We start from the raw sequence: 24,595 nt of genomic DNA on the forward strand, positions 1-24,595 counted from the left end.
GCATTGGCGCATATTAACCGCAAGGTTTTGGGGATCGTGTCAGGTGAAGGTCACCGTTCCGTCGCAACATCGTTCCTCGCGTCCGGCTCAATCCCCACTCCCTCACCGGTTACTTGACCATCCCGCCCGCCTTCCACTCCTTCCATCCCATGTTCCACCCTCCGAGGCCGTTGTCGGGAGCGACCTTTTTGTCATTGCTGTTGACGACCTGAACCACGTCCCCGACGAGGCTGCGGTCGAAGAACCAGCCGGCCGGGGTCTCGGAGCTGCCGCCCTTCACGTCCCTGAGCCCCACGCATCCGTGGCTGACGTTGACGTGCCCGGGGGCGTCCGGCGCCCAGTAGTTGCCGTGCAGGAAGGTGCCGGAGTCGGTCAGGCGCAGCGCGTGCGGGACGTCCGGGATGTCGTACTCGCCGCCGAAGCCGACCGTGCGGCTGTTCATGCGGGTGACGTCGAGCATCTCCATCACCACCATCTTCCCGTTGTAGGTGGTGTGTTTGGGCGCCCCGGCCGTGATCGGCACGGTGGCCAGCAGCGCCCCGCCCCGCCGTACCTGCATGGTGTGGGCGGCCGCGTCCACCAGGGAGACCTGGCTGCGCCCGACGGCGAAGGAGAAGGTCTTGTACTGGAGCCCGTAGACACCGCGCGCCCCCTCGACGTCGCGGAGCCTGAGGGAGACGGTGACCTGGGTGCCGGGCTTCCAGTACTGCTCGGGGCGGAAGTCGAGGCGGGCCTTGCCGAACCAGTGCGGGCGGATCTCGACCGCGGGCTTCGCGCTGACGCGGACGGCGCGCTCGACGGCGGCACGGTTCTCGATCTCCCGGTTGAACTCCAGCGAGACGATCATTCCGGTGCCGACCGTGGAGCGGTTCTCCGGGGTGACGTAGCCGATGAAGCGCTCGTCGGGGACGTACGTGGTGAACGTGGTGTGCCGTGCGGAGCGGCGTCCGTGGCCGTCCAGGGCCACCGCGTCGACCGTGTACTTGGCGGCCAGCGACAACCGGGGCTCCGCGGGTTCCCAGCGCAGGCCGTCCGCGGAGATGCGGCCGGGCACCGCGGAGTCCTGTGCGTCCTGGGACCTGACGACCTTCACCGACTCCAGGCGGCCGCTGGGCACCCGCACCAGGAGCTTGCGGCCCGGCCGGACGTCCTTGCTCCCGTCGTCCGGGGAGATGCGGATGACGTCCTCGGGTGCGGGGGCCTTGCCGAGTGCCTCTCCGATGTCGCTCCTGCCCGCCCCGTCCGAAGTGCAGCCGGCGGCTCCGGCCAGCAGTGCTGCCCATGTCAGTACGGCGGCCAGCGCGGCCCCTGCGCGGCGTGCGCGCCCTTGTCCATGCCTCACGTGCTGCCCAACGACGGGGCCGCCCAGGGGAAACGTGAGCGCGGTGCGCCGAGACCGCGGGCGAACCGCACGGGGGCTTCGCCGCACCCGCACTTCCCTCGGGTCGTTTGGCCAAGCTCTGGGCAGAACAGTGGGGAGGACGACGCGACGGGGAGCCGCGGCCGGGACGCCGTGCGCTCTTCTTCCAGGTCGTTCCACGAGCCGTGGGAGGCGGAGAGGTGTCCAGCGCAGCCGAGCAGGAGGCGGTGGCCGAGGGGCAGGCCGACGGGGAAGAACACCCGGCCGCCGTGGTCAACGGCGCGCCCCGGAAGGTGCCGGGCGTGCCGGTGCGGCCGGGTGCGCCGACGCCCCTCGGAGCGAGGTTCCGGGTCGGCCAGGACGGGGTGGCGGGCACCAACTTCGCGCTGTGGGCGGGCGGGGCCGAGGCGGTGGAGCTGTGCCTGTTCGACGAGCACGGCAAGGAGACGCGCGCGCGGCTGACCGAGCTCACCCACGAGATCTGGCACGGCTTCGTGCCGGGCGTGATGCCCGGGCAGCGGTACGGCTACCGGGTGCACGGCCGCTGGGACCCGTGGACCGGCGGTCGCTGGAACCCGGCGAAGCTGCTCCTGGACCCGTACGCGCGCGCGGTGGACGGCGACTTCAGCCTGCCGCCGGAGGTCTACGGGCATGTGCGGGACTGGCCGCAGCAGCACGTCGCCGACACCGTCCGCGACGACCGCGACTCGGCGCCGTACGTCCCCAAGGGCGTCGTGGTCCACGATGACGACGACTGGGCGGACGACCACCGCCCGAAGACGCCCTGGGCGGACTCGGTCATCTACGAACTGCACGTCAAGGGCTTCACCAAGCTGCACCCCGGGATTCCCGGGGAACTGCGGGGCACCTACGCGGGGCTGGCCCACCCGGCCGCCGTCGAGCACCTGGTCCGGCTGGGCGTCACGGCCGTCGAGCTGCTGCCCGTGCACCAGTTCGCGCACGAGGACCACCTGCTGCGCCGCGGACTGAAGAACTACTGGGGCTACAACTCCATCGGCTACTTCGCCCCGCACGCCGCGTACGCCGCGTCCGGAACGACGGGCCAGCAGGTCGGCGAGTTCAAGCGCATGGTGCGCGCGCTGCACGCGGCGGGCATCGAGGTCATCCTCGACGTGGTCTACAACCACACGGCGGAGGCGAACGAGCTGGGCCCGACGCTCTCCCTGAAGGGCATCGACAACCGCGGCTACTACCGCCTCCAGTCGGACGCGCGGCGCTACGCCGACTACACCGGATGCGGCAACACCCTGCACGTCGTGCAGCCGCACGTGCTCCGCCTGATCACCGACTCCCTGCGCTACTGGGTGACGGAGATGGGCGTGGACGGCTTCCGCTTCGACCTCGCCGCCGCGCTGGCCCGCTCGATGCACGACGTCGACATGCTCTCCCCGTTCCTCGCGGTCATCGCGCAGGACCCGGTGCTCCGGCGCGTGAAGCTGATCGCCGAGCCGTGGGACGTCGGCTCCGGCGGCTACCAGGTGGGCGCGTTCCCGCCCCTGTGGACGGAGTGGAACGACCGGTACCGCAACGCCGTACGGGACTTCTGGCGGGGCGCCCTGCCGGACGTACGGGACCTGGGCTACCGCCTGTCGGGCTCCAGCGACCTGTACGCGTGGGGCGGCCGGCGGCCGTACGCCTCGGTCAACTTCGTCACCGCGCACGACGGTTTCACCCTGCGCGACCTGGTGTCCTACGAGCGCAAGCACAACGAGGCGAACGGCGAGGGCAACCGGGACGGCACCGACGACAACCGGTCGTGGAACTGCGGCGCCGAGGGCGAGACGCCCGACGAGCGGGTGCGGGGCCTCAGGCGCCGCCAGCTCAGGAACCTGCTGACCACGCTGCTCCTGTCGACGGGCGTGCCGATGCTGGTCGCGGGCGACGAACTGGGGCGCACCCAGCGCGGCAGCAACAACGCGTACTGCCAGGACAACGAGATCAGCTGGCTGGACTGGGGACTGCTCGAAGAGCCGGGCTGGAAGGCCCTGTTCGACCTCACGGCCCGGCTGATCGCCCTGCGCCACCGGCACCCGGTGCTGCGCCGCCGCGCCTTCTTCTCCGGCCGGGCGCACTCCGCGGACGGCCTGCGCGACCTCGCCTGGTTCACCGCGCGCGGCACGGAGATGACGGAACGGGACTGGTACGCGCCGGCCGCCACCCTCGGCATGTACCTCTCCGGACGGGACATCCCGGGCCGCGACGAACTCGGCGAACCGGTCCTCGACGACAGCTTCCTCGCCGTCCTGCACGCCGGTGACCGGCCGGCGTCCTTCGTGCTGCCGGGGCCGCCGTGGGCCGAGCGGTACGAGGTCGTGGTCGACACCTCGTGCGAGGCCCAGGCGGAGGCGCCGGGGGTGGTGCACCGGTCGGGCACGTCGATCACGGTGCCGGCGCGGTCGGTCCTGCTGCTGAAGGTGTCGGCGGCCGAATGAGCGAGGGCCTGCCGCGCCCTAGCCGAGGATCCCGCGCTCGTACGCCGTCGCCACCGCCGCCGCGCGGTCGCTCACGCCCAACTTGGCGTAGAGGTGCGTGAGATGGGTCTTCACGGTCGCCTCGCTGATGAACAGTTCGCGGGCGATCTCGCGGTTGGAGGTGCCCTTGGCGACCAGGGCGAGGACCTCGCGTTCGCGGGCGGAGAGCGGCTCGCCGCCGGGGGTGCCGGGCGAGCGCACCGCGGAGACCAGGCGGGAGGCGACGGCCGGGGACAGCACCGTGCGCCCGTCGGCCGCCGCGCGGACCGCGGTGAACAGCTCGTCGCGCGGGGCGTCCTTGAGCAGATAGCCCGTCGCGCCCGCCTCGATCGCGGGCAGGGTGTCGGAGTCGGTGTCGTATGTGGTCAGGACGAGAACCTTGGCGCGGGCGCCGCGGCGGGAGAGTTCCTTGATGGCGTCGACTCCGCCGCCGCCCGGCATGCGCAGGTCCATGAGGATCACGTCGGGGTCGAGGTCGGCGGCCCGCTCCAGCGCCTCGACGCCGTTCGCGGCCTCGCCGAGGACGGTGAATCCGGCGGCCGCGTCGAACATGCCGCGCAGGCCGTCGCGTACGACGGGATGGTCGTCGACGATCAGCAGGGAGATCAGGGCGTCACTGGTCATGGCGGACCAACGGTACGCGAGCCGACAGCGCCGTGCCGTGCCCCGGTTCGGACTCCACGGCCAGCGAGCCGGCGATGCGTTCGGCGCGCGCCCGCATGCCGTCGAGGCCGAAGCCGCCGGCGCTGGTGCGGGCGGGCAGCGCCAGGGGGTCGAAGCCGGTGCCGTCGTCGCGGATGTCGAGGAGGACCTCGTCGCCGGTGAAGGAGAGGGTGACGCCGACACGGGTGGCGTGGGCGTGCCGGGCCGCGTTGGACAGGGCTTCCTGGGCGATGCGCAGGAGGGTGGCCGAGACCTCCTCGTGGAGGTGTTCCGCGGTGCCGGTCACCGTGAAATCGGCCCGTACGCCCGTGCGTTCGCCCCATTCGGCGACCGTCTTCTTCAGCGCCTCGGGCAGCCCGTCGTTCTCCAGCGCCACCGGCGCCAGGTTGTGCACGGAGCGGCGGGCCTCGCCGAGGCTGTGCCGGGCCAGCTCCATGGCACGGCCCGTGTGCTCGCGGGCCTGGTCCCGGTCGGGCGTGTTCACGACGACCTGGAGCTGGGCGATGATCCCGGTCAGGCCCTGGGCGATGGTGTCGTGGATCTCCGCCGCCAACCGCCGCCGCTCGTCGGCGACCCCGGCCTCCCGTGCCTGGACCAGCAGTTGGGCGTGCAGGGCGGCGTTCTCGTCGACGGCCTGCTGCAACGCCGTGTTGGTGCGGTTCAGTTCGGTGATGGTCTCGGCCTGGACGCGGGCGCGGTCCTGTTCCTGCTGGTTGAACCGGGTGAACACAGTCACCATGCCCATGTTGACGCCGAGGACGAGGTAGAAGCCGGTCCACAGGACCAGCCCGTGCGGCGGCATGCCGCCCACCTCGCTGCCGGCCATGGTGATCGCGGTCAGGAACAGACCGGTCGTCACCAGCCGGCGGGGCAGTTCCCGGACGGCGGTGTAGTAGCCGGTCACCGCGTAGAAGGCGAAGAACGGGTTGAGCCAGGTCAGCGCGAACCCGAGGGCCCAGCGCAGGAAGTACAGGCACACTCCGGTCCGGCTCGGGCCCGGCCGGCTGCGCTTCACCCTCCCCCACGCCACCTGCAGGACGACACCCGCGGCCACGAGGGCCGCCGAGACGACGACCGCGGAGCGGCTCATGCCGACCAGACGGGAGGAGAGGACCGCCGCGACGACGCCGGCGAACAGCAGCGCGTAGGGCCCCCAACTGTCGAAGAAGGCCCGGGGCTCCAGTGGCACGGTCTTCGTCATGACCCCAGTGTCCGGCACGGTCCGCTCACTCCCAGCGGAACCAGCGACCGGCCGCGCCCGTCAGCAGCAGGATCCACATCACCAGGACACCCAGGTGGCCCCAGCCCGGCCAGTGCCCTGCCGCCGCCTTGTTCAGCGCCTGCGCGGCCGCCCCGAACGGGGTCCAGCCGACGATCCGGGCCATCACGTCCGGCATCGACTGCACCGGCAGCCACACGCCCGCGCAGAACATCGACGGGAAGAACACCGCGGACCCGATCGCACCCGCGATCTTCGTCGTACGGGACAGTGCCGACACCACCGATCCGAGAGCGAGCGCGGCCAGTACGGCCAGCAGGAGGGCGAGGAGGTAGCCGAAGCCGTCCTTCGGCAGCCGCACGTCGAAGGCGAGCCGCCCGACCACGAGCACCAGCAGCGCCGACACCAGGGAGGCGGCGCCGAACACCACCATCTGCGCGGACAGCAGGGAGCCCGGACGGACGGGCGTGGTGGCCATCCGGCGCAGGATGCCGCGCTCGCGGTAGCCGGTCAGGGACTGCGGCATGGACTGCAGGCCGCCGACGATCAGGCCGAGCAGCACCGCGACCGGGACGTAGGCGTCGATGGTGCGCAGGCCGCCGAGGTCGTCCTGGTGCTGCCGGAAGGACGGGATCGAGCCGAGGATCACCAGCAGCAGGGTCGGGAAGAGCAGGATCCAGAAGACGGCGCCTGGTTCGCGGCGGAAGAGGCGGACCTCGGTCCTCAGTACGGCGGTGCTCATGCCGCTGTCTCCTTCGTCAGGTCGAGGAACGCGTCGTCGAGCGTGGCGTCCACGACGCGCAACTGGTGGGCGGTGACGCGATGGCGGGCGAGCAGCGTGATGACGGCGTTGACCGTCTCGTCCGTGCCGGTCAGGGTGACGCGGCCGTCCCGCTGCTCGACGGAGGCGAGTTCGGGCAGCGCGCCGAGGTCACGGTCGTCCAGCGGCGCGGACGGGGTGAAGCTGATGACGGTGGAGCCCGCCGAGCGCCGGATGAGTCCGGACGGGGTGTCGAGGGCGGCCACCTTCCCCTTGTCGATCACGGCGATCCGGTCGCACAGCCGCTGCGCCTCCTCCATGAAGTGGGTGACGAGCAGGACGGTGACGCCGCCGGCCCGGACGTCCTCGATCAGCTGCCAGGTGTCCCGGCGCGCCCGCGGGTCCAGGCCGGTGGTGAGCTCGTCGAGGACGACGATCCGGGGGTTGCCGATCAGGGCGAGCGCGATGAACAGGCGCTGCTTCTGACCGCCGGAGAGCTTGGCGAACCGGGTGGTCAGCCTGGCGGTCAGGCCCAGGCGTTCGGCGAGCGGCGCCCAGTCGGGCGGGCTCGGGTAGAAGGAGGCGTACAGCTCCAGCGCCTCGCGGACGGTGAGCTTGGGCTGGAGCTCGCTCTGCTGGAGCTGGGCGCCGAGGACGCGGGACACGCGCGCGTGGTCGGCGACGGGGTCGAGGCCGGTGACGCGGACGCGGCCCGCGCCGGGGACGCGCAGTCCCTCGACGCACTCGACGGTCGTGGTCTTGCCGGCGCCGTTGGGACCGAGGATGCCGAAGATCTCGCCCTCCTCGACGGCGAAGGAGACGCCGTCGACGACGGGCCGGCCGCCGTAGGACTTGCGCAGATCGGTGACTTCGATGACAGGCATGGCATCAGGGTCCCGGGACGGCGCGGTCCGCCACATCGGCCGTCGCGCTCGAAGCGGCATCAGCCGATCGGTTGATGCCGGGGTACGACCGCACCGGCCAAAACTCGGTGGGCGTTGTCGGTGCCGGTCCGTAGGCTCACATCCGATGCCCACTACACGCGCCGCCGCAGAAGAACCCGGGGAGAGCACCGAACGTTCCGCCGTACGCACGCTGCTGCGCCTGTGGCCGTATGTGCGGCCCGTGCGGGCGCGCCTGTTCACGGCCGCGTTCGTCGCGGTGATCGCCTCGTGCACGGGGCTGGTGATCCCGCTCGTCCTGAAGTGGATGGTCGACGGGCCGGTCGCCCACCGGGACCCGGCGGGCGTCTGGCTCGGCGCGCTGTACCTGCTGCTCCTCGGAGTCGCGGAGGCCCTGCTGTTCGGTCTGCGGCGCTGGCTCGTGGCGCGGCCGCTGGCGGGCGTCGAGGCGGGCATGCGCGCGGATCTGTACCGGCATCTGCAGCGCCTGCCGGTCGCCTTCCACGACCGCTGGGCCTCCGGCCAGCTGCTGTCGCGCGGCACGACCGACCTGATGCTGCTGCGTCAGTTCCTCGCCTTCCCGATGACGTTCCTGCTGGTCAACGGCGTGACGATTCTGGTCGGCGTGATCATCATGCTGCTTCAGGACTGGACCCTCGGACTGGTGATCCTCGGTCCCGCCGTCCCCGTGATCATCACCTGCGCCGTCTTCGAGAAGCGCTACGCCCGCGCGGCGCGTCGCGCGCAGGACCAGGTCGGCGACCTGACCACGGTCGTCGAGGAGAGCGTCCTCGGCATCCGCATCATCAAGGGCTTCGGACGGCACCGCAGCCAGGCCCGCGCCTTCCGCGACCTCTCGCGGACCCTGCGCGGAACGGAACTGCGCAAGGCCGGCCTCCTCGCCACGATCTGGGGCGTCATCGTGACCCTCCCCGAGATGGCGATCGGAGCGGCCCTGGTCCTGGGCACGATCCAGGTGGCCGACGGCTCGCTCTCGACGGGCACCCTGGTGGCCTTCCTCTCGACGGCCCTGGCCCTGCGCTGGCCGGTCGACTCCATCGGCTTCCTGCTGGCGATGAGCCAGGAGGCGGCGACGGCGACGGAGCGGTATTTCGAGGTCATGGACGCGCCCCCGGAAGCTGCTGTGCCGGGCGCGCCCTCGACAGGCGCCAGGGACAGCGGACTTCGCTTCACCGGCGTCCGGTTCCGCTACCCGGACGCCCCCACCGGCACCGCGCCCGTCCTCGACCGGATCGACCTGCACATCCGCCCGGGCGAGTCCATGGCACTGGTGGGTGCGACGGGCAGCGGCAAGACGACCCTCACCGCCCTCGTCCCCCGCCTCCACGAGGTCACCTCCGGCCACATCACCCTGGACGGCGAGGACATCACCGCCATGTCCCGCGAGGAACTGCGCTCGAAGGTCGCCGTGGCCTTCGAGGAGCCCACCCTCTTCTCGGCCACGATCGCGGACAACGTCCTCATGGGCGCCGAGGACACCGCCGGCGCGGCCGACCTGAACCGCGCCCTGTCCGTCGCCCAGGCGGACTTCGCCCACACCCTCCCCCGAGGCACGGACACCCAGGTGGGCGAGCAGGGCCTCAGCCTCTCCGGAGGCCAGCGCCAGCGCCTCGCGCTGGCACGGGCGGTCGTGGGCAGACCGAGATTCCTCGTCCTGGACGACCCCCTGTCCGCGCTGGACGTGCACACCGAGGCCGCCGTGGAGGCCGCCCTGCGCGACGTGCTGGCGGACACCACCGCCCTCATCGTGGCGCACCGCCCCTCCACGGTCCTGCTCGCCGACCGCGTGGCCCTGCTCTCCGGCGGCCGTATCACCGCCGTCGGCACGCACCACGAACTGCTGCGTACGAACGCCGAGTACGCGCACCTGATGTCCGGGACCGGAGAAGCGGAGGACGACCGATGACGGCTCCGACCACGTCCGCCCTCACGGCGGACGACGAACCGGACCTCCTCCGCCCCGCTGACACCGGCGACCCCTTCGACCGGGACGTGCTGCCCTCCGCCCCGGGCGCCACCGCCACACTGCTGCGCTCCCTGCTCGCCCCGATGAAGCGGCGCGTCGCCTTCACCACGCTCCTGCTGCTGCTCCAGCAGGCGGCGGTGCAGGCGGGCCCGCTGCTGGTGGCGTACGCGATCGACAGCGCCGTGCCGGCGTTCCGGGACCACGACCACGGGCCGCTGATCGCGGTGGCCGTCGCCTACCTGCTGTGCGCGCTGGTCTCCGGCGGACTGCAGTCCGCGTTCATCCTCGCCTCCGCCCGCGTCAGCCAGGACGTACTGCTCGATCTGCGCGGCCGGATCTTCCGCCACGCTCAGGCGCTCAGCATCGACTTCCACGAGCGGTACACGAGCGGCCGTCTGATCTCCCGTTCCACGGCGGACGTGGAGTCGCTCAGGGAACTGCTCAACGAGGGCCTGCAGGAACTCATCACGGTCGTCCTGTCCTTCGTCTACATCTCGGCGATGCTGCTCTGGCTGGACCTCGGGCTCGGCGCCGTGGCGGTGGCGTCCTTCGTGCCGCTCTACCTGCTCGTACGGGTCTACCAGCGGCGCGCGGTACAGGTGTACCGGCTGCGGTCCACCGCCATCGCCGCCGTCATCGTCAAGTTCGTCGAGACCATGAACGGCATCCGCCCGGTGCGCGCCTTCCGCCGCGAGGCCGCCAACGACGCCGCCTTCCGGGTGCTGAACCGGCGGCACGAGCGGGTCAACGGCGACGCGCTGCTGGAGATGGCCCGCTATGTGGTCGGCTCCCGGCTGGTCGCCAACACGGCCGTCGCGGGAATCGTGCTGTGGGGCGCCTACCGGGTGGCGGGCGGCTCGCTGGAACTCGGCGTGCTGGCGGGCGCGGTGCTGTACCTGCGGCGGCTGTACGACCCCATCGACCGGCTCGGCATGTTCCTGAACGCGTACCAGTCGGCGGCCGCCTCCCTGGAGAAGATCGCCGGACTGCTCGCGCAGACCCCGTCCGTGCCGGAGTCGCCGTCCCCCGTGGAGCTGCCGCGGCTCGAGAGCGAGCACCCGGGCCGCCAGGTCGTCTTCGACGGCGTCGGCTTCGGCTACCGCACCGGCGGCGAGGTCCTGCCCCGCTTCGACCTCACCGTCCCCGCCGGGCAGACGGTCGCGGTGGTCGGCTCGACCGGTGCCGGGAAGTCGACCCTCGCCAAACTGCTCGCCCGCTTCTACGACCCTTCGGCGGGCCGGGTCCTGCTGGACGGCGTCGACCTGCGCGAGCTGTCCGTGGCCGAACTGCGGCGCGGGGTGGTGATGGTGACGCAGGAGGCGTTCCTGTTCTCCGGCACGGTCGCCGAGAACATCGCCATCGGCCGTCCGGACGCGACCCGCGAGGAGATCGAGCGGGCCGCGAAGGCGATCGGGGCGCACGAGTTCATCGGCGCGCTGCCGGACGGGTACGACACGGACGTACGCAAGCGGGGCGGTCGTATCTCCGCGGGTCAGCGCCAACTCGTGGCGTTCGCGCGGGCGTTGCTGGCCGACCCGGCCGTGCTGATTCTCGACGAGGCGACCAGCTCGCTCGACATCCCGGGCGAACGGGCCGTGCAGCGGGCGATGTCGACGGTCCTGCAGGGACGTACGGCGATCGTCATCGCGCACCGCCTGTCGACCGTGGAGATCGCGGACCGGGTCCTGGTCATGGAGCACGGCAGGATCGTGGAGGACGGCAGTCCGGCCGAACTCGTCGCGGGCACGGGGCGGTTCGCGGATCTGCACCGGGCGTGGCGCGACAGTCTGGCGTAGGGGTCATGGGAGCGGGGGTCGGATGATCGACGCGTACGAGGAACCGGGCGAGCCCGACCGTCGCAGCGGCGGACGCTATCTGTGGTGGCTGGTGCGGTGCCAGCCCGGCCGGTCGCTGGCCGGCGCGGTGCTCGGCAGCGTGTGGATGGTGCTGCTGGCGGCGACGCCGTATCTGCTGTCCCGGGCGATCGACGAGGGGCTGGAGCCCGGTGACTATCCGGCGCTGACGGGCTGGACCGCCGCACTGTTCGCGGTCGGGGTGTTCAACGCCTGGCTGGGCATCATGCGGCACCGCACGATGACGCGGGTGCGGATGGACGCCAACTTCCGCACGGTGAAGGTGGTCGTGGCGCAGGCGGTCCGGCTGGGGGCGGCGCTGCAGCGCCGGATCGGGTCCGGGGAGGTCGTCACCATCGGGGTGGGCGACGTGCAGACGATCAGCCAGTCACTGACGGTGGTCGGTCCCGGGGTCGGCGCGGTCGTCGCGTACCTGGTGGTCGCCGGTCTGCTGCTGTCGATCTCGCCGCTGATCGCCTCGGTCGTCCTCCTCGGGATCCCGCTGATCGTCGTCCTGGTCGGCCCGCTGCTCGCCCGGCTGCAGGGCGCGGAGGCCGAGTACCGCGAGCGGCAGGGCGTGCTCACCGCCCGGATCGCGGACCTCGCGGGCGGCCTGCGCGTCCTCAACGGCCTGGGCGGCAAGGGCCTGTTCGCCGACGCCTTCCACCGCGACTCGCAGCACCTGCGCCGGCAGGGCTACCGGGTCGGCGCGGTGACCAGCTGGGTGCAGGCACTCGGCGTCGGCCTGCCGACCCTCTTCCTCGCCGTGGTCACCTGGCTGGCGGCCCGGCTCGCCGCCCAAGGTGCCATCACCATCGGCGAGTTGGTCTCGGTCTACGGCTATGTGGCGGTCCTGGTGGGCCCGGTCGCCTTCTGGGTCGAGTGCGGCTACCAGATCAGCCGCGGTCTGGTGGCCGCCCGCCGGGTCGTGCACTTCCTGCGGCTCCAGCCCCTGGCCGACACGGGTACCTGCGGTGCCCCCGCCGGAACAGCTGTGCTGCACGACCCCGAGTCGGGCGTACGAGTGGCCCCGGGCCGCCTGACCGCCCTGGCCTGCGCTCGCCCCTCCGACGCAACGACGGTCGTGGACCGCCTCGGACGCTACGTCCCGTCGGGGACGACCTGGGGCGGCACCCCGCTGGATCAGATCGCCCTCCACCAGATCCGACAGCACATCCTCGTCGCCGACCACGAGGCGGACCTCTTCGCGGGCACCCTGCGCGAAGCAGTGGGCGGCAGGCTCTTCAGAGGCGCGGGACTGTATCGACATGCGGCTCCGCCGCGGGGCGCGACCGGCCACGACGAACCCGCACCCGGCACCGAACAGACCCCGGCGGACGACCAGGCGCACCTCACCCGAGCCATCCGCACGGCCGCGGCGGAAGACATCGTCCAAGCCCTTCCGAACGGCCTCGACTCGACCATCGACGCCCAGGCAAGAAACCTCTCCGGCGGCCAGCGCCAGCGCATCCGACTGGTCCGTGCACTCCTCGCCGGCCCCGAGATTCTCCTCGCCGTGGAACCGACATCCGCCCTGGACGCCCACACCGAGGCACGCGTGGCACAACGGCTCAAGGAAGCCCGCCGAGACCGTACGACCGTCGTCACGACCACCTCCCCACTCGTCCTGGACCACGCGGACACCGTGTACTACCTGGTGGACGGCAAGGTCGCGGCCGCGGGAAGACACCGGGAACTGCTGGACACCGAGCCGGGATACCGCGCGCTGGTGGCGCGGGACGCCGAGGCCGAGGAGGTCGTACGGTGACGGCGCAGACGTCGGGCCGGCTCCCCGTCGCGGAACGCGCCGACGTACGCCGGGCGGTCGTACGGCTGCTGCGGGCCGACCGCGGGGCCTTCGCCGCCGTACTCGCGCTCAACGCGCTCGCCGCCGCCGCGGGCCTGGCCGGCCCCTGGCTCGTCGGCCGCATCGTCGACGACGTCCGCCACGGCACCGGCGTCGGCACGGTGGACCGCCTGGCCCTGTGGATCCTGCTCTGCTCCCTCGCCCAGCTGGTGCTCGCCCGCTGGGCCCGCTACGTGGGCCACCGCTTCGGCGAGCGAACCCTCGCCCGCGTACGCGAACAGTTCGTCGACCGCACCCTCGCCCTGCCCGCCGCCGTGGTGGAACGCGCCGGCACCGGCGATCTGACGGCGCGCGGCACGGCCGACGTGGCCATGGTCGGCACCACGCTGCGCGACGTCGGACCCGAACTGCTCATCAACACCGTGCAGGCGCTGTTCCTGCTCGGCGCCGTGTTCTGGCTGAACCCGCTGCTCGGCGCGTGCGGCCTGCTCGGCCTGATCGGCATCTGGTGGGCGCTGCGCTGGTATCTGCGCCGGGCCCGCGACGGCTACCTCGCCGAGGGCGCCGCCACCTCCGACGTCGCCGAGATCGTCGCGGCGACGGCGTCCGGCGCCCGCACGGTCGAGGCACTGCGGCTGGAGGGGCAGCGGATCGCGGCGAGCCGGGACGCGCTGGAGACCTCCCGGCGCACCCGCCTCTACACCCTGTTCCTGCGCACCGTGTTCTTCCCGTCCGTGGAGGTCTCCTACCTGGTGCCCGTGGCGGCCGTCCTGCTGGTCGGGGGCGTGCTGCACGGGCAGGGCACGCTGAGTCTGGGCGCGGTGGTGGCCGCGGCCCTGTATCTCCAGCGGCTGAGCGGCCCGCTCGACGAGATCCTGATGCGGATCGAGCAACTCCAGAGCAGCGGCGCCTCGTTCGCCCGCGTGGAGGGCCTGGCCCGGGCCCCGCGTACACGGGAGACGGAGTCGCCGGCACCGGCGGACGACCGGTTCGACGTGACCGGGGTGCGGTACGCCTACGACCGCGGCGGCGAGGTGCTGCGCGGGGTCGACCTGACCGTGCGGCCGGGCGAGCGGCTGGCCGTCGTCGGCCCCTCCGGCGCGGGCAAGACCACGCTCAGCCGGTTGCTGGCGGGCGTCGACGCGCCGACCGAGGGCACGGTGACGGTCGGCGGGGTGCCCGTGGCCGGTCTCGGACCGGAGCGGTTGCGCCGCCAGGTCGTCCTGGTCACCCAGGAGCACCACGTGTTCCTCGGCTCGGTCCGCGACAACCTGCTGATCGCCGAACCGTCCGCCACCGACGCGCAGTTGTGGGCCGCCCTCACGGCGGTCGGCGCCGGCGACTGGGTGCGGGAGCTGCCGGACGGCCTCGACACGGCGCTCGGTGACGGGGGTTGCCGTACGGACGGCTCCCAGGCGCAGCAACTCGCCCTCGCGCGCGTGGTGCTGGCCGACCCGCACACGCTCATCCTCGACGAGGCGACGGCGCTGCTGGACCCGACGACGGCCCGGCACACCGAGCGCGCCCTGGCCGCGGTGCTGGAGGGCCGCACGGTCATCGCCATCGCGCACCGCCTGCACACCGCGCACGACGCGGACCGGGTGGCCGTGATGGAGGACGGCCGGCTCACCGAACTCGGCACGCACGAGGAGCTGGTGGCGGCCGGAGGCGCATACGCGGCCCTGTGGCGGACGTGGCACGGCGACCGCGCCTGACGAGCCCACTCCGGCTCCGGATAACGAACACGAACAACCGGACAACGAACCAATTCCGGCCAAGTTTCTGACGCGCGCCTGACAGAAAGCGCCATCCGGTGCCACGCTTCCCCACGGCCGCTTCACAGCAACCCCACAGAAAAATGCCGCTGTGTCGTCACGGCCGCGCACCTGGTTCCGCATTGGTTCTGCACAGTTCTGCCCGGACGGTCGACCAACCGACCGGATCTCCCCTGGCCGCGCAACCCCGCGGCCACGCAGAAGGAGTCAGTGTTGAGAAGCGAAATCTCTCGCAGACGCACCTCCCACATCGTCGCCGTCGCCGGCGTCACCGCCCTGCTCGCCGCGGCCGTCCAGTCGGGCGCCGCCTCCGCCGCACCCGCCCGGACATCGGCGGGCAAGGTCAACCCGGCCCACACGGCCGTGCAGCTCACCGCCTCCCAGCGCGCGGAGCTGATACGCGACGCCGACGCCGCCCGCGCGCAGACCGCCCGCGACATCGGCCTCGGCGCCAAGGAGAAGCTCGTCGCCCGTGACGTGGTCAAGGACGCCGACGGCACCGTCCACACCCGCTACGAGCGCACCTACGACGGCCTGCCCGTGCTCGGCGGCGACCTCATCGTCGACACCGCCAAGTCGGGCGCCACGAAGGACGTCATCAAGGCGACGAACGCCGCCATCAAGGTCTCCGACCTCACCCCGGACATCACCAAGGCGGCCGCCGAGCAGCAGGGCGTCAAGCGCGCGCGGGCCCTCGGCTCCACCAAGGCGACCGCCGACAGCGCACGCAAGGTGATCTGGGCGGCGAGCGGCAAGCCGGTCCTGGCGTACGAGACGGTCATCGGCGGCTTGCAGGACGACGGCACCCCGAACCAGCTGCACGTCATCACCGACGCCGCCACCGGCAAGAAGCTCTTCGAGTACCAGGGCATCGAGAACGCCACCGGCACCGGCAACACCCAGTACAGCGGCACGGTCCCGCTGACGACGACCCAGTCGGGCTCCAGCTACACGCTGACCGACGGCGACCGCGGCGGCCACAAGACGTACAACCTCAACCACGGCACGTCCGGCACCGGCACGCTGTTCTCGCAGACCAGCAACACCTGGGGCAACGGCACGACGTCGAACGCGGCGACGGCGGGCGCGGACGCCCACTACGGCGCGGCGGTCACCTGGGACTTCTACAAGTCCACCTTCGGCCGCAGCGGCATCAAGAACAACGGCGTCGGCGCCTACTCCCGCGTCCACTACGGCAACTCGTACGTGAACGCCTTCTGGGACGACAGCTGCTTCTGCATGACCTACGGCGACGGCTCCGGCAACGCCGACCCGCTGACCTCCCTCGACGTCGCCGGACACGAGATGAGCCACGGCGTCACCTCGAACACCGCGGGCCTGGACTACTCCGGCGAGTCCGGCGGGCTGAACGAGGCGACCTCGGACATCTTCGGCACCGGCGTGGAGTTCTTCGCCAACAACTCGACCGACGTGGGCGACTACCTCATCGGCGAGAAGATCGACATCAACGGCGACGGCACCCCGCTGCGCTACATGGACAAGCCCAGCAAGGACGGCGCGTCCAAGGACAGCTGGTACTCGGGGCTCGGCGGCCTCGACGTGCACTACTCGTCCGGCCCGGCGAACCACTTCTTCTACCTCCTGTCGGAGGGCAGCGGAGCCAAGGTCATCAACGGCGTCAGCTACAACTCGCCCACGGCGGACGGGCTTCCGGTCACCGGCATCGGCCGGGACAAGGCGCTGCAGATCTGGTACCGGGCGCTGACCACGAAGTTCACCTCCACCACCAACTACGCGAGCGCCCGCACCGGCACGCTCGCGGCGGCGGGCGAGCTGTACGGCACCACGTCCGCGGAGTACAAGGCGGTGCAGGACGCCTGGGCCGGCGTCGCGGTCGGCTCGCGCTCCGGTGGCGGCGGGGGCGGCGGCACGTCCTTCGAGAACACCACCGACGTGTCGATTCCGGACAACGGGCCGGCCGTGACGTCGTCCATCACCGTCTCCGGCCGCACGGGCAACGCCCCTTCGAACCTTCAGGTTTCGGTCGACATCGTGCACACCTGGCGCGGTGACCTGGTGATCGACCTGCTGGCGCCCGACGGGACGGCGTACCGCCTGAAGAACTTCAGCGGCTCCGACTCGGCGGACAACGTCCAGCAGACCTACACGGTCAACGCATCCTCCGAAGTCGCCAACGGCACCTGGAAGTTGCGCGTCCAGGACCAGGCGGCGCAGGACACCGGCTACATCAACAGCTGGAAGCTCACCTTCCCGTAGGCCGACCCGGCACCCCCAAGTCAGGGCGCTGCTCCGGAGGTTCGACTCCCCGGGGCGGCGCCCTCCTGTATTGCCGCCGTAACAAGCGCGGTGCCGCTGTTACACGACCGCAAAGTTCACCCGGCAGTCGATTTTCAGCCAACATCACTTCGGGGTCCTGACATGTACGCATCGCCGATGCCACCCTTCCTCACAACCGCCGCACAAATTCACTCCGCTTCCGGCCCGGGCGCCCCACGCCGAGCCGGACCCCCACTTCAAGGAGCTTGTGTGACCACCCCCCGCTACGCGCGTCACAAGCGCTCAAGCCTGGCCATCGCCACCGCCGTCGCCGCCGGAGCCCTGCTCACCAGCGGACTCGCCGCCGGTACGGCGTCGGCCCAGATCCCGTCCGACCAGACGGGCAGGGCCACCCTCGCCGCCGCGCCCACCGCGCTCTCGACGGCCGCCCGCACCTCGCTCGTGCAGAAGGCCCAGGCCGACATAGCGCAGACGGCCCGGAAGATAGGCCTCGGCGCCAAGGAGAAGCTGGTCGTCAAGGACGTCGTCAGAGACGCCGACGGCACCGTCCACACCCGCTACGAGCGCACCTACGCCGGCCTGCCCGTGCTCGGCGGCGACCTCGTCGTCCACACCTCGAAGGCCGGCAAGGCCGAGGGCGTGACCAAGGCGAACTCCGCCGCCATCAAGGTCGCCTCGCTCAAGGCGCAGGTCACCCCGGCCAAGGCCGAGAAGCAGGCGGTGAGCGCCGCCAGGACGCTCGGCTCCGCCAAGTCCGCGGCCGACGGCGCCCGCAAGGTCATCTGGGCCGGCTCCGGCAAGCCCGTCCTCGCCTACGAGACGGTCGTCGGCGGACTCCAGGACGACGGCACCCCGAACCAGCTGCACGTCATCACCGACGCGGCCACCGGCAAGAAGCTCTTCGAGTACCAGGGCATCGAGAACGCCACCGGCACCGGCAAGACGCTGTACTCGGGCACGGTCAGCCTCACCACGTCCGGGTCGGGCTCGTCGTACACGCTCACCGACGCCTCGCGCGGCAACCACAAGACGTACAACCTGAAGCACGGCACGTCCGGCACCGGCACGCTGTTCACCGACACGGACAACGTCTGGGGCACCGGCACCGCCTCCAGCTCCGCGACCGACCAGACCGCCGCGGCCGACGCCGCCTACGGCGCGCAGGAGACCTGGGACTTCTACAAGTCCACCTTCGGCCGCAGCGGCATCAAGAACGACGGTGTCGGCGCCTACTCCCGCGTCCACTACGGCAACTCGTACGTGAACGCCTTCTGGGACGACAGCTGCTTCTGCATGACGTACGGCGACGGCTCGGGCAACAACCACCCGCTCACCGCGCTGGACGTGGCCGGCCACGAGATGAGCCACGGCGTCACCTCGAACACCGCGGGCCTGGACTACTCCGGCGAGTCCGGCGGGTTGAACGAGGCGACCTCGGACATCTTCGGCACCGGAGTGGAGTTCTTCGCCAACAACTCGACCGACAAGGGCGACTACCTCATCGGCGAGAAGATCGACATCAACGGCGACGGCACCCCGCTGCGCTACATGGACAAGCCCAGCAAGGACGGCGGTTCGGCCGACTACTGGTCCTCCGGTGTCGGCAACAAGGACGTGCACTACTCGTCCGGTGTCGCGAACCACTTCTTCTACCTCCTGTCGGAGGGCAGCGGAGCCAAGGTCATCAACGGCGTCAGCTACAACTCGCCGACGTCCAACGGCTCGACGGTCACCGGCATCGGCCGGGACAAGGCGCTGCAGATCTGGTACAAGGCGCTGACCACGTACTTCACGTCGACGACCAACTACTCGAAGGCACGCGCGGGCACGCTGTCCGCCGCCTCCGCGCTGTACGGCGCGAGCAGCGCCGAGTACAAGGCGGTGGCCGCGGCCTGGTCCGCGGTCAACGTGAACTGACCCCAGGAGTCTGACGGGCGGTACCCGGAGCGCAGCCGCTCCCGGGTACCGCCCTACTCTTGGGTGCCATGCGCCTGGAGGACTTCACGTACGACGACGTCGGCGGGACCCGCCGCGGCGGTTTCTGCCCGCCCGGTTTTCACCCGATGCATGTGCGTACCCGCATCGGCGAGGGGGAGAAGGTCTTCCAGAGAGCCGCCGAGGCCGTGCTGACCTGGGAAATGCACCGCGAGCTGGGTGTGGGCGTCGAGACGAGCGCGGACCGGGCGGCACCCGGGGTCGACGTCACGGTGAGCTTCGCCGGGCTGATCAAGGCCCCCTGCCGCATCGTCTACACGGTCGAGGAACCCCGCCGCGCCGGCTGGGCCTACGGCACGCTGACCGGCCATCCGGAGTGCGGCGAGGAGGCGTTCGTCGTGGACCGCACCGGCGACGGCACCGTGTGGCTGACCGTCGACGCCTTCAGCCGCGCGGCGAAGTGGTACGCCCGTGCGGGCGGCCCTGCGACGCGCGGCATCCAGCATGCCTACGCACGGCGGTGCGGCAACGTGCTGAGGCGGATGTGCGCCCCCTACTCGGAGGTGTGAGTCCGGCTCGGTCCGGAGGCGGTGTGCGCCCGGCTCAGCGCAGCAGCACCCCGCCTCCCTCGCCCGTCTCCTGCGAGGGCACCGCCACCAGCCCCAGCTCCGCGCCGGACGCGAGGAGCCGGTGCGCGGGCAGGATGCGCACCGTGTAGCCGTACGGCCCGGTGCGGTCCAGGGCGAGCGGGCCCTCGTAGACCCAGCGGCCCTCCGTGTCGGGGCCGCCCGTCGGCTTCAGCGGGACCGTCGCCGCGTTCGTGATGCGGTCCTCCGGGTCGACCCGGCCCGAGACGACCTGGACCTCCACGTCGTCCGGCCCGAGCTCGCCGAGGGCGACGCGCACCCGCAGGGCGAGCGTGGTGCCGAGTTCCGCGGTGGGCGTGTGGGCGGACGTCTCCAGATGGTCGACGGTGACCTCGTGCCAGGCGGACCGCACCCTGGCCTTCCAGCCGGCGAGTTCGCGCGCGGCGCCGGGGTCCATCGCGCGGTGCGCGTGCGCGGCCGGCGTGTAGAGGCGCTCGACGTATTCGCGCACCATCCGGCCGGCCAGCACCTTCGGGCCGAGGAGGGTGAGGGTGTGGCGCACCATCTCGATCCACCGGTCGGGCAGGCCGTGCTGGCCATGCTCGTAGAAGCGGGGGGCCACCCGCTGCTCCAGCAGGTCGTAGAGCGCGCCCGCCTCTATGTCGTCGCGGTGGTCGGGGTCGGTCCCGGCGCCGTCCGCCGTGGGGATCGCCCAGCCGAAGTCGGGCTGGAACCACTCGTCCCACCAGCCGTCCAGGACGGAGAGGTTGAGGCAGCCGTTGAGGGCGGCCTTCATGCCGGAGGTGCCGCAGGCCTCCAGCGGGCGCAGCGGATTGTTGAGCCAGATGTCGCAGCCCGGGTAGAGCTTCTGCGCCATTCCCATGCCGTAGTCGGGCAGGAAGACGATGCGGTGACGCACGCGCGGGTCGTCGGCGAACCGCACCAGCTCCTGCACCAGCCGCTTGCCGCCGTCGTCCGCCGGGTGCGCCTTGCCCGCGACCACGATCTGGATCGGGTGCTCGGGGTGCAGCAGCAGGTCCATCAGCCGGTCGCGGTCGCGCAGCATCAGGGTCAGGCGCTTGTACGACGGAACGCGCCGCGCGAAGCCGATGGTGAGGACGTCCGGGTCCAGGACACCGTCGATCCACCCCAACTCGGCCGTCCCGGCGCCGCGTTGACGCCAGGAGGCGTGCAACCGCCGGCGCACCTCGTCCACCAGCTGCTCGCGCAGGCTGCGGCGCAGCTCCCAGATGTCCTGGTCGGGGATGTCACCCACGGCGTCCCACCGGTCCGAGCCGCCGACGGTCATCGCGTCCTCGGTGCGCTGGGCGCCGATCTCCCGGGCGCCGAGCCGGAAGACCTCGGGGGCGACCCAGGTGGGGGCGTGCACGCCGTTGGTGACGGAGGTGATCGGCACCTCGTCGGGGTCGAATCCCGGCCACAGTCCGGAGAACATCTCCCGGCTGACGTGGCCGTGCAGCAGGGAGACGCCGTTGGCCCGCTGGCCGAGGCGCAGGCCCATCACGGCCATGTTGAAGAGGTTCGGCTCGCCGCCGGGATAGGTCTCCATGCCGAGCCGCAGGATGCGCTCGACGTCGATGCGCGGGAGCTCGGCCTCGGTCCCGAAGTGGTGGGCGACCAGCTCGCGGTCGAAGCGGTCGATGCCGGCGGGGACGGGGGTGTGAGTCGTGAACACGGTCCCGGCGCGGACGGCTTCCAGGGCCGAGTCGAAGTCCAGCCCCTGGTCGCAGAGTTCGGCGATGCGCTCCAGGCCGAGGAAGCCGGCGTGCCCCTCGTTGGTGTGGAAGACCTCGGGCTCGGGGTGGCCGGTGAGCCGGCAGTACGTCCGCACCGCCCGTACCCCTCCTATGCCGAGCAGCATCTCCTGGAGCAGCCGGTGCTCGCTGCCTCCGCCGTAGAGCCGGTCGGTCACCCCGCGCTCGCCGAGGTCGTTCTCCTCGACGTCCGAGTCGAGCATCAGCAGCGGGACGCGGCCGACCTGGGCGTGCCAGACACGGGCGTGCAGCTGCCTGCCGCCGGGCAGGGCGAGGGAGACCTGGGTGGGCGTACCGTCGGGTTCCTCCAGGAGGGCGACGGGCAGCTCGTTGGGGTCCAGGACCGGGTAGTGCTCCTGCTGCCAGCCGTCCCGGGACAGGGACTGGCGGAAGTAGCCGTGCCGGTAGAGCAGGCCCACCCCGATCAGGGGCACACCGAGATCGCTGGCCGCCTTCAGATGGTCGCCGGCGAGGATGCCGAGGCCGCCGGAGTACTGGGGCAGGGCGGCCGTGATGCCGAACTCGGGCGAGAAGTACGCGATGGCCGCGGGCAGCTCCCCGGCCTGTTCCTGGTACCAGCGGTCGCCGCGCACATAGTCGTTCAGGTCGTCCGAGACCGTTGTCAGACGGCGGAGGAACCGACGGTCCTCGGCCAGTTCGGCGAGCCGCGCGGGCGAGACGCTCCCCAGCAGCCGTACGGGATCGCCGTCGGATGCGGCCCAGCGCTCGGGATCGACGGACTGGAACAGGTCTCGGGTCTCCGGATGCCAGGACCAGCGCAGATTGCGGGCCAGATCACTCAGCGGCCTGAGGGCCTCGGGGAGAACGGGTCGGACGGTGAATCGACGGATCGCCTTCACTTTCCACCTCGACGCGTGTCGCTGTGCGGACGCACAACACTGTGCGCCTCATCGTCAACCTCGACGGTATCGGTGCGGAGGGCTCCGCAACCACGGCACGTCCAAGAACACGACAGACTCCTGCGAAGTCCGGAAAAAGCCGCAACCTTCATGCATCCACCATGGCGGACATGGCCGATTCCCTCCCCATAGGCCCTCTTGTGGCCTTCTGCACCGCACGAGAGGCTGCCGAAAGGCGTACCGGACCACAGCCGGGTGCACCCCGGTGACCGACGGTGGCCGTACGCCGAGTCGAGGAGGGGAACTCGGACCATGGCACGGACGCGACCACGGCGTCTGCGCCGGGCGGCTGGCCTGACCGCGGTGACCTGCACCGCCGCGCTTTCAGCCATCACCCTGCCCGCGCACGCCGCACCTGCGGGGCGGATACTCGGCGCCGGTGAGCCCGGCGCCGTCGGCGGAAGTTACCTGGTGACACTCAAGGGGGGTACGAAGGCGTTATCGGCGGCCGGAAAGGGCCTGGCCGAGAAGTACGGGGCGAGAATCAGCCACAGCTACGGCACGGTCCTCAACGGCTACGCGATCAGGGCGAACGAGAGACAGGCCGAGCGGCTCGCGGCCGACTCCCGGGTCGCCTCGGTCGTCCAGGACACCCGGGTCACGCTGGACCGCACCCAGAAGAACCCGCCGTCCTGGGGCCTGGACCGGATCGACCGGAAGAGCCTGCCGCTGGACAAGCGCTACACCTCGCCCGACCGGGCGGGCCGCGGGGTGACGGCGTACGTGATCGACACCGGCATCCGGATCACCCACAAGGACTTCGGCGGCCGGGCGAGCTACGGGTGGGACTTCGTCGGCAACGACCGGACCGCGACCGACGGCAACGGCCACGGCACCCATGTCGCGGGCACCATCGCCGGCACCACGTACGGCGTCGCCAAGCAGGCCAAGGTCGTCTCCGTGCGCGTCCTGGACAACACCGGCTCCGGCACGACGGCGCAGGTCATCGCCGGGATCGACTGGGTGACCAGGCACGCGCGCAAGCCCGCGGTCGCCAACCTCAGCCTGGGCGGCTCCCACAACGCCCAGCTGGACGCCGCCGTACGCAACTCGATCGCCTCGGGAGTCACCTACGCCGTCGCCGCGGGGAACGACGGCCTGCCGGCGGGGCTCTACTCCCCGGCCGACGTCAAGGAGGCGATCACGGTCGGCGCGACCGACCGGACGGACGCGCGGGCGGGCTTCTCGAACTTCGGACCGGCCGTGGACCTGTTCGCCCCGGGGGTGTCGATCACCTCGGCCTCCTACGCGAGCGACACCGGGAGGGCGACCTTCTCCGGTACGTCGATGGCGACCCCGCACGCGACCGGCGCGGCCGCGCTCTATCTGGCCGGCCACCCCAAGGCGACACCGGCCCAGGTGGCCAAGGCGCTGGTCAAGCTGGCGGTGTCCGGGAAGGTCGCCGGCCGGGGCCTCGGCTCGCCGGACGAGCTGCTCCAGGTTCCGGCCTCGCAGTGACAGTTGCCGGTTTCGTCATCCAGGAGTACTGAGACCGGCCCCGTTCGTTCACGAACGGGGCCGGTCTTGTGTGTAGACATACGAGTGAGTAGTTAACAAAGTGCCGGATTGCTCACCCGAATAGGGTGGGAAGGCTCCCCGGGTATACGACAGGCAGATCAAGAAAACACCACGCAGGACCCACCTCCCCACAACCATCCGCCCACCCACGTTGACGCGGACAGGAGCGGTCATGCCCGCCACGCACCACTCGTCAGCACCTTTGACGTCCAGCGCCGAGGAAACACTCGGGCGCATCCCCGTCCTCGACGTCGGGCCGGTCGTCCAGCACGGACGCCGGCCCGCGAAAGCCGTGACCGGCGAGACGTTCGAGATCTCGGCCACCGTCTTTCGCGAGGGCCACGACGCCGTCGCCGCCAATGTCGTCCTACGGGATCCCGACGGCCGCCCGGGCCCGTGGACCCCGATGCGGGAGCTGGCCCCCGGTACGGACCGCTGGGGCGCCACCGTCACCGCGGGCGAGCCCGGCCGGTGGACGTACACCGTGGAGGCCTGGGGCGACCCGGTCACCACCTGGCGGCACCACGCCCAGATCAAGATCCCGGCGGGGATGGACACGGAACTGGTGCTGGAGGAGGGCGCGCGCCTGTACGAGCGCGCGGCCGACGGCGCCCCCGAGGGCGGCGAGCGGGACGTACTCGCCGCCGCGGCCGAGGCCCTGCGGGACGAGAGCCGTCCGGCCCCCTCGCGTCTTGCGGCGGCGTTGACGCCGGAGGTGGACGCGGTGCTGGGACGGCATCCGCTGCGGGAGTTCGTCACCGCCTCGCCGACGCTGCCGCTGCT

The 24,595-nt window shown here is 71.5% G+C and carries 16 protein-coding genes; 10 read left to right on the forward strand and 6 right to left on the reverse strand.

Annotation, left to right across the window (positions count from 1 at the left end; translation table 11 throughout):
• Window positions 1–109: 109 nt before the first annotated feature.
• Complete coding sequence (locus tag ACIBN2_RS41750; protein WP_399142734.1) at window positions 110–1,342, reverse strand: Ig-like domain-containing protein; 1,233 nt, start codon at window positions 1,340–1,342, stop codon at window positions 110–112.
• A gap of 218 nt (window positions 1,343–1,560) precedes the next feature.
• On the opposite strand from ACIBN2_RS41750, the gene glgX reads away from it, so the two are divergent.
• The gene (gene glgX, locus ACIBN2_RS41755; protein ID WP_399142736.1) at window positions 1,561–3,813 is read left to right on the forward strand and encodes a glycogen debranching protein GlgX; all 2,253 of its coding nucleotides are present in this window, start codon (window positions 1,561–1,563) and stop codon (window positions 3,811–3,813) included.
• An 18-nt stretch (window positions 3,814–3,831) separates the two neighbouring features.
• Here the strand turns inward: glgX and ACIBN2_RS41760 are convergent, their stop codons facing one another.
• Genes ACIBN2_RS41760 through ACIBN2_RS41775 form a run of 4 tightly spaced genes read right to left on the reverse strand, consistent with a single transcriptional unit; the run spans window position 3,832 to window position 7,378 of the window.
• Window positions 3,832–4,476, reverse strand: a complete 645-nt coding sequence (locus ACIBN2_RS41760; RefSeq protein ID WP_399142738.1) for a response regulator — start codon at window positions 4,474–4,476, stop codon at window positions 3,832–3,834.
• Entirely contained in the window at window positions 4,466–5,716 is a 1,251-nt protein-coding gene (locus tag ACIBN2_RS41765; protein ID WP_399142739.1) for a sensor histidine kinase, read from the reverse strand. The genes ACIBN2_RS41760 and ACIBN2_RS41765 overlap by 11 nt, the downstream gene beginning before the upstream one ends.
• Window positions 5,717–5,741: 25 nt before the next feature.
• Window positions 5,742–6,476, reverse strand: coding sequence for an ABC transporter permease (locus ACIBN2_RS41770; protein ID WP_399142741.1), 735 nt, complete (start codon window positions 6,474–6,476; stop codon window positions 5,742–5,744).
• Window positions 6,473–7,378: an ATP-binding cassette domain-containing protein gene (locus ACIBN2_RS41775; protein ID WP_399142743.1), complete on the reverse strand. Its 906-nt coding sequence runs from the start codon at window positions 7,376–7,378 to the stop codon at window positions 6,473–6,475. Before ACIBN2_RS41775 ends, ACIBN2_RS41770 begins: the two co-directional genes overlap by 4 nt.
• Before the next feature lie 145 nt (window positions 7,379–7,523).
• Between ACIBN2_RS41775 and ACIBN2_RS41780 the strand changes: the two genes are divergently transcribed.
• From ACIBN2_RS41780 to ACIBN2_RS41810, 7 genes are all read left to right on the forward strand, one after another.
• Window positions 7,524–9,323: an ABC transporter ATP-binding protein gene (locus ACIBN2_RS41780; protein ID WP_399142746.1), complete on the forward strand. Its 1,800-nt coding sequence runs from the start codon at window positions 7,524–7,526 to the stop codon at window positions 9,321–9,323.
• Complete coding sequence (locus ACIBN2_RS41785) at window positions 9,320–11,179, forward strand: ABC transporter ATP-binding protein (RefSeq protein WP_399142748.1); 1,860 nt, start codon at window positions 9,320–9,322, stop codon at window positions 11,177–11,179. The genes ACIBN2_RS41780 and ACIBN2_RS41785 overlap by 4 nt, the downstream gene beginning before the upstream one ends.
• A gap of 22 nt (window positions 11,180–11,201) precedes the next feature.
• Entirely contained in the window at window positions 11,202–13,004 is a 1,803-nt protein-coding gene (locus ACIBN2_RS41790) for an ABC transporter ATP-binding protein (protein WP_399142750.1), read from the forward strand.
• Window positions 13,001–14,758 (forward strand): ABC transporter ATP-binding protein, encoded by a 1,758-nt coding sequence (locus ACIBN2_RS41795; protein ID WP_399142752.1) that lies wholly within the window; start codon window positions 13,001–13,003, stop codon window positions 14,756–14,758. The genes ACIBN2_RS41790 and ACIBN2_RS41795 overlap by 4 nt, the downstream gene beginning before the upstream one ends.
• A 273-nt stretch (window positions 14,759–15,031) precedes the next feature.
• On the forward strand, window positions 15,032–17,056 hold the full coding sequence (locus tag ACIBN2_RS41800; protein WP_399142754.1) for a M4 family metallopeptidase: 2,025 nt from the start codon (window positions 15,032–15,034) through the stop codon (window positions 17,054–17,056).
• 270 nt (window positions 17,057–17,326) lie between these two features.
• A complete protein-coding gene (locus tag ACIBN2_RS41805; protein WP_399142756.1) occupies window positions 17,327–18,994 on the forward strand; it encodes a M4 family metallopeptidase in 1,668 nt (555 codons plus the stop codon).
• A gap of 68 nt (window positions 18,995–19,062) precedes the next feature.
• The gene (locus ACIBN2_RS41810; RefSeq protein WP_399142758.1) at window positions 19,063–19,581 is read left to right on the forward strand and encodes a DUF1990 domain-containing protein; all 519 of its coding nucleotides are present in this window, start codon (window positions 19,063–19,065) and stop codon (window positions 19,579–19,581) included.
• 34 nt (window positions 19,582–19,615) lie between these two features.
• Here ACIBN2_RS41810 and ACIBN2_RS41815 read toward each other — a convergent pair whose 3' ends face one another.
• The gene (locus ACIBN2_RS41815) at window positions 19,616–22,234 is read right to left on the reverse strand and encodes a glycosyltransferase family 1 protein (protein ID WP_399142760.1); all 2,619 of its coding nucleotides are present in this window, start codon (window positions 22,232–22,234) and stop codon (window positions 19,616–19,618) included.
• 312 nt (window positions 22,235–22,546) lie between these two features.
• Between ACIBN2_RS41815 and ACIBN2_RS41820 the strand changes: the two genes are divergently transcribed.
• Both ACIBN2_RS41820 and ACIBN2_RS41825 read left to right on the forward strand, forming a co-directional pair.
• On the forward strand, window positions 22,547–23,752 hold the full coding sequence (locus ACIBN2_RS41820; RefSeq protein WP_399142762.1) for a S8 family peptidase: 1,206 nt from the start codon (window positions 22,547–22,549) through the stop codon (window positions 23,750–23,752).
• Between the two features lie 232 nt (window positions 23,753–23,984).
• Window positions 23,985–24,595: maltotransferase domain-containing protein (locus tag ACIBN2_RS41825; protein WP_399142764.1), on the forward strand; the 611-nt coding region annotated here is incomplete at its 3' end.

The organism is Streptomyces sp. NPDC050534, from assembly GCF_044457745.1.
Taxonomy (GTDB): Bacteria; Actinomycetota; Actinomycetes; order Streptomycetales; family Streptomycetaceae; genus Streptomyces.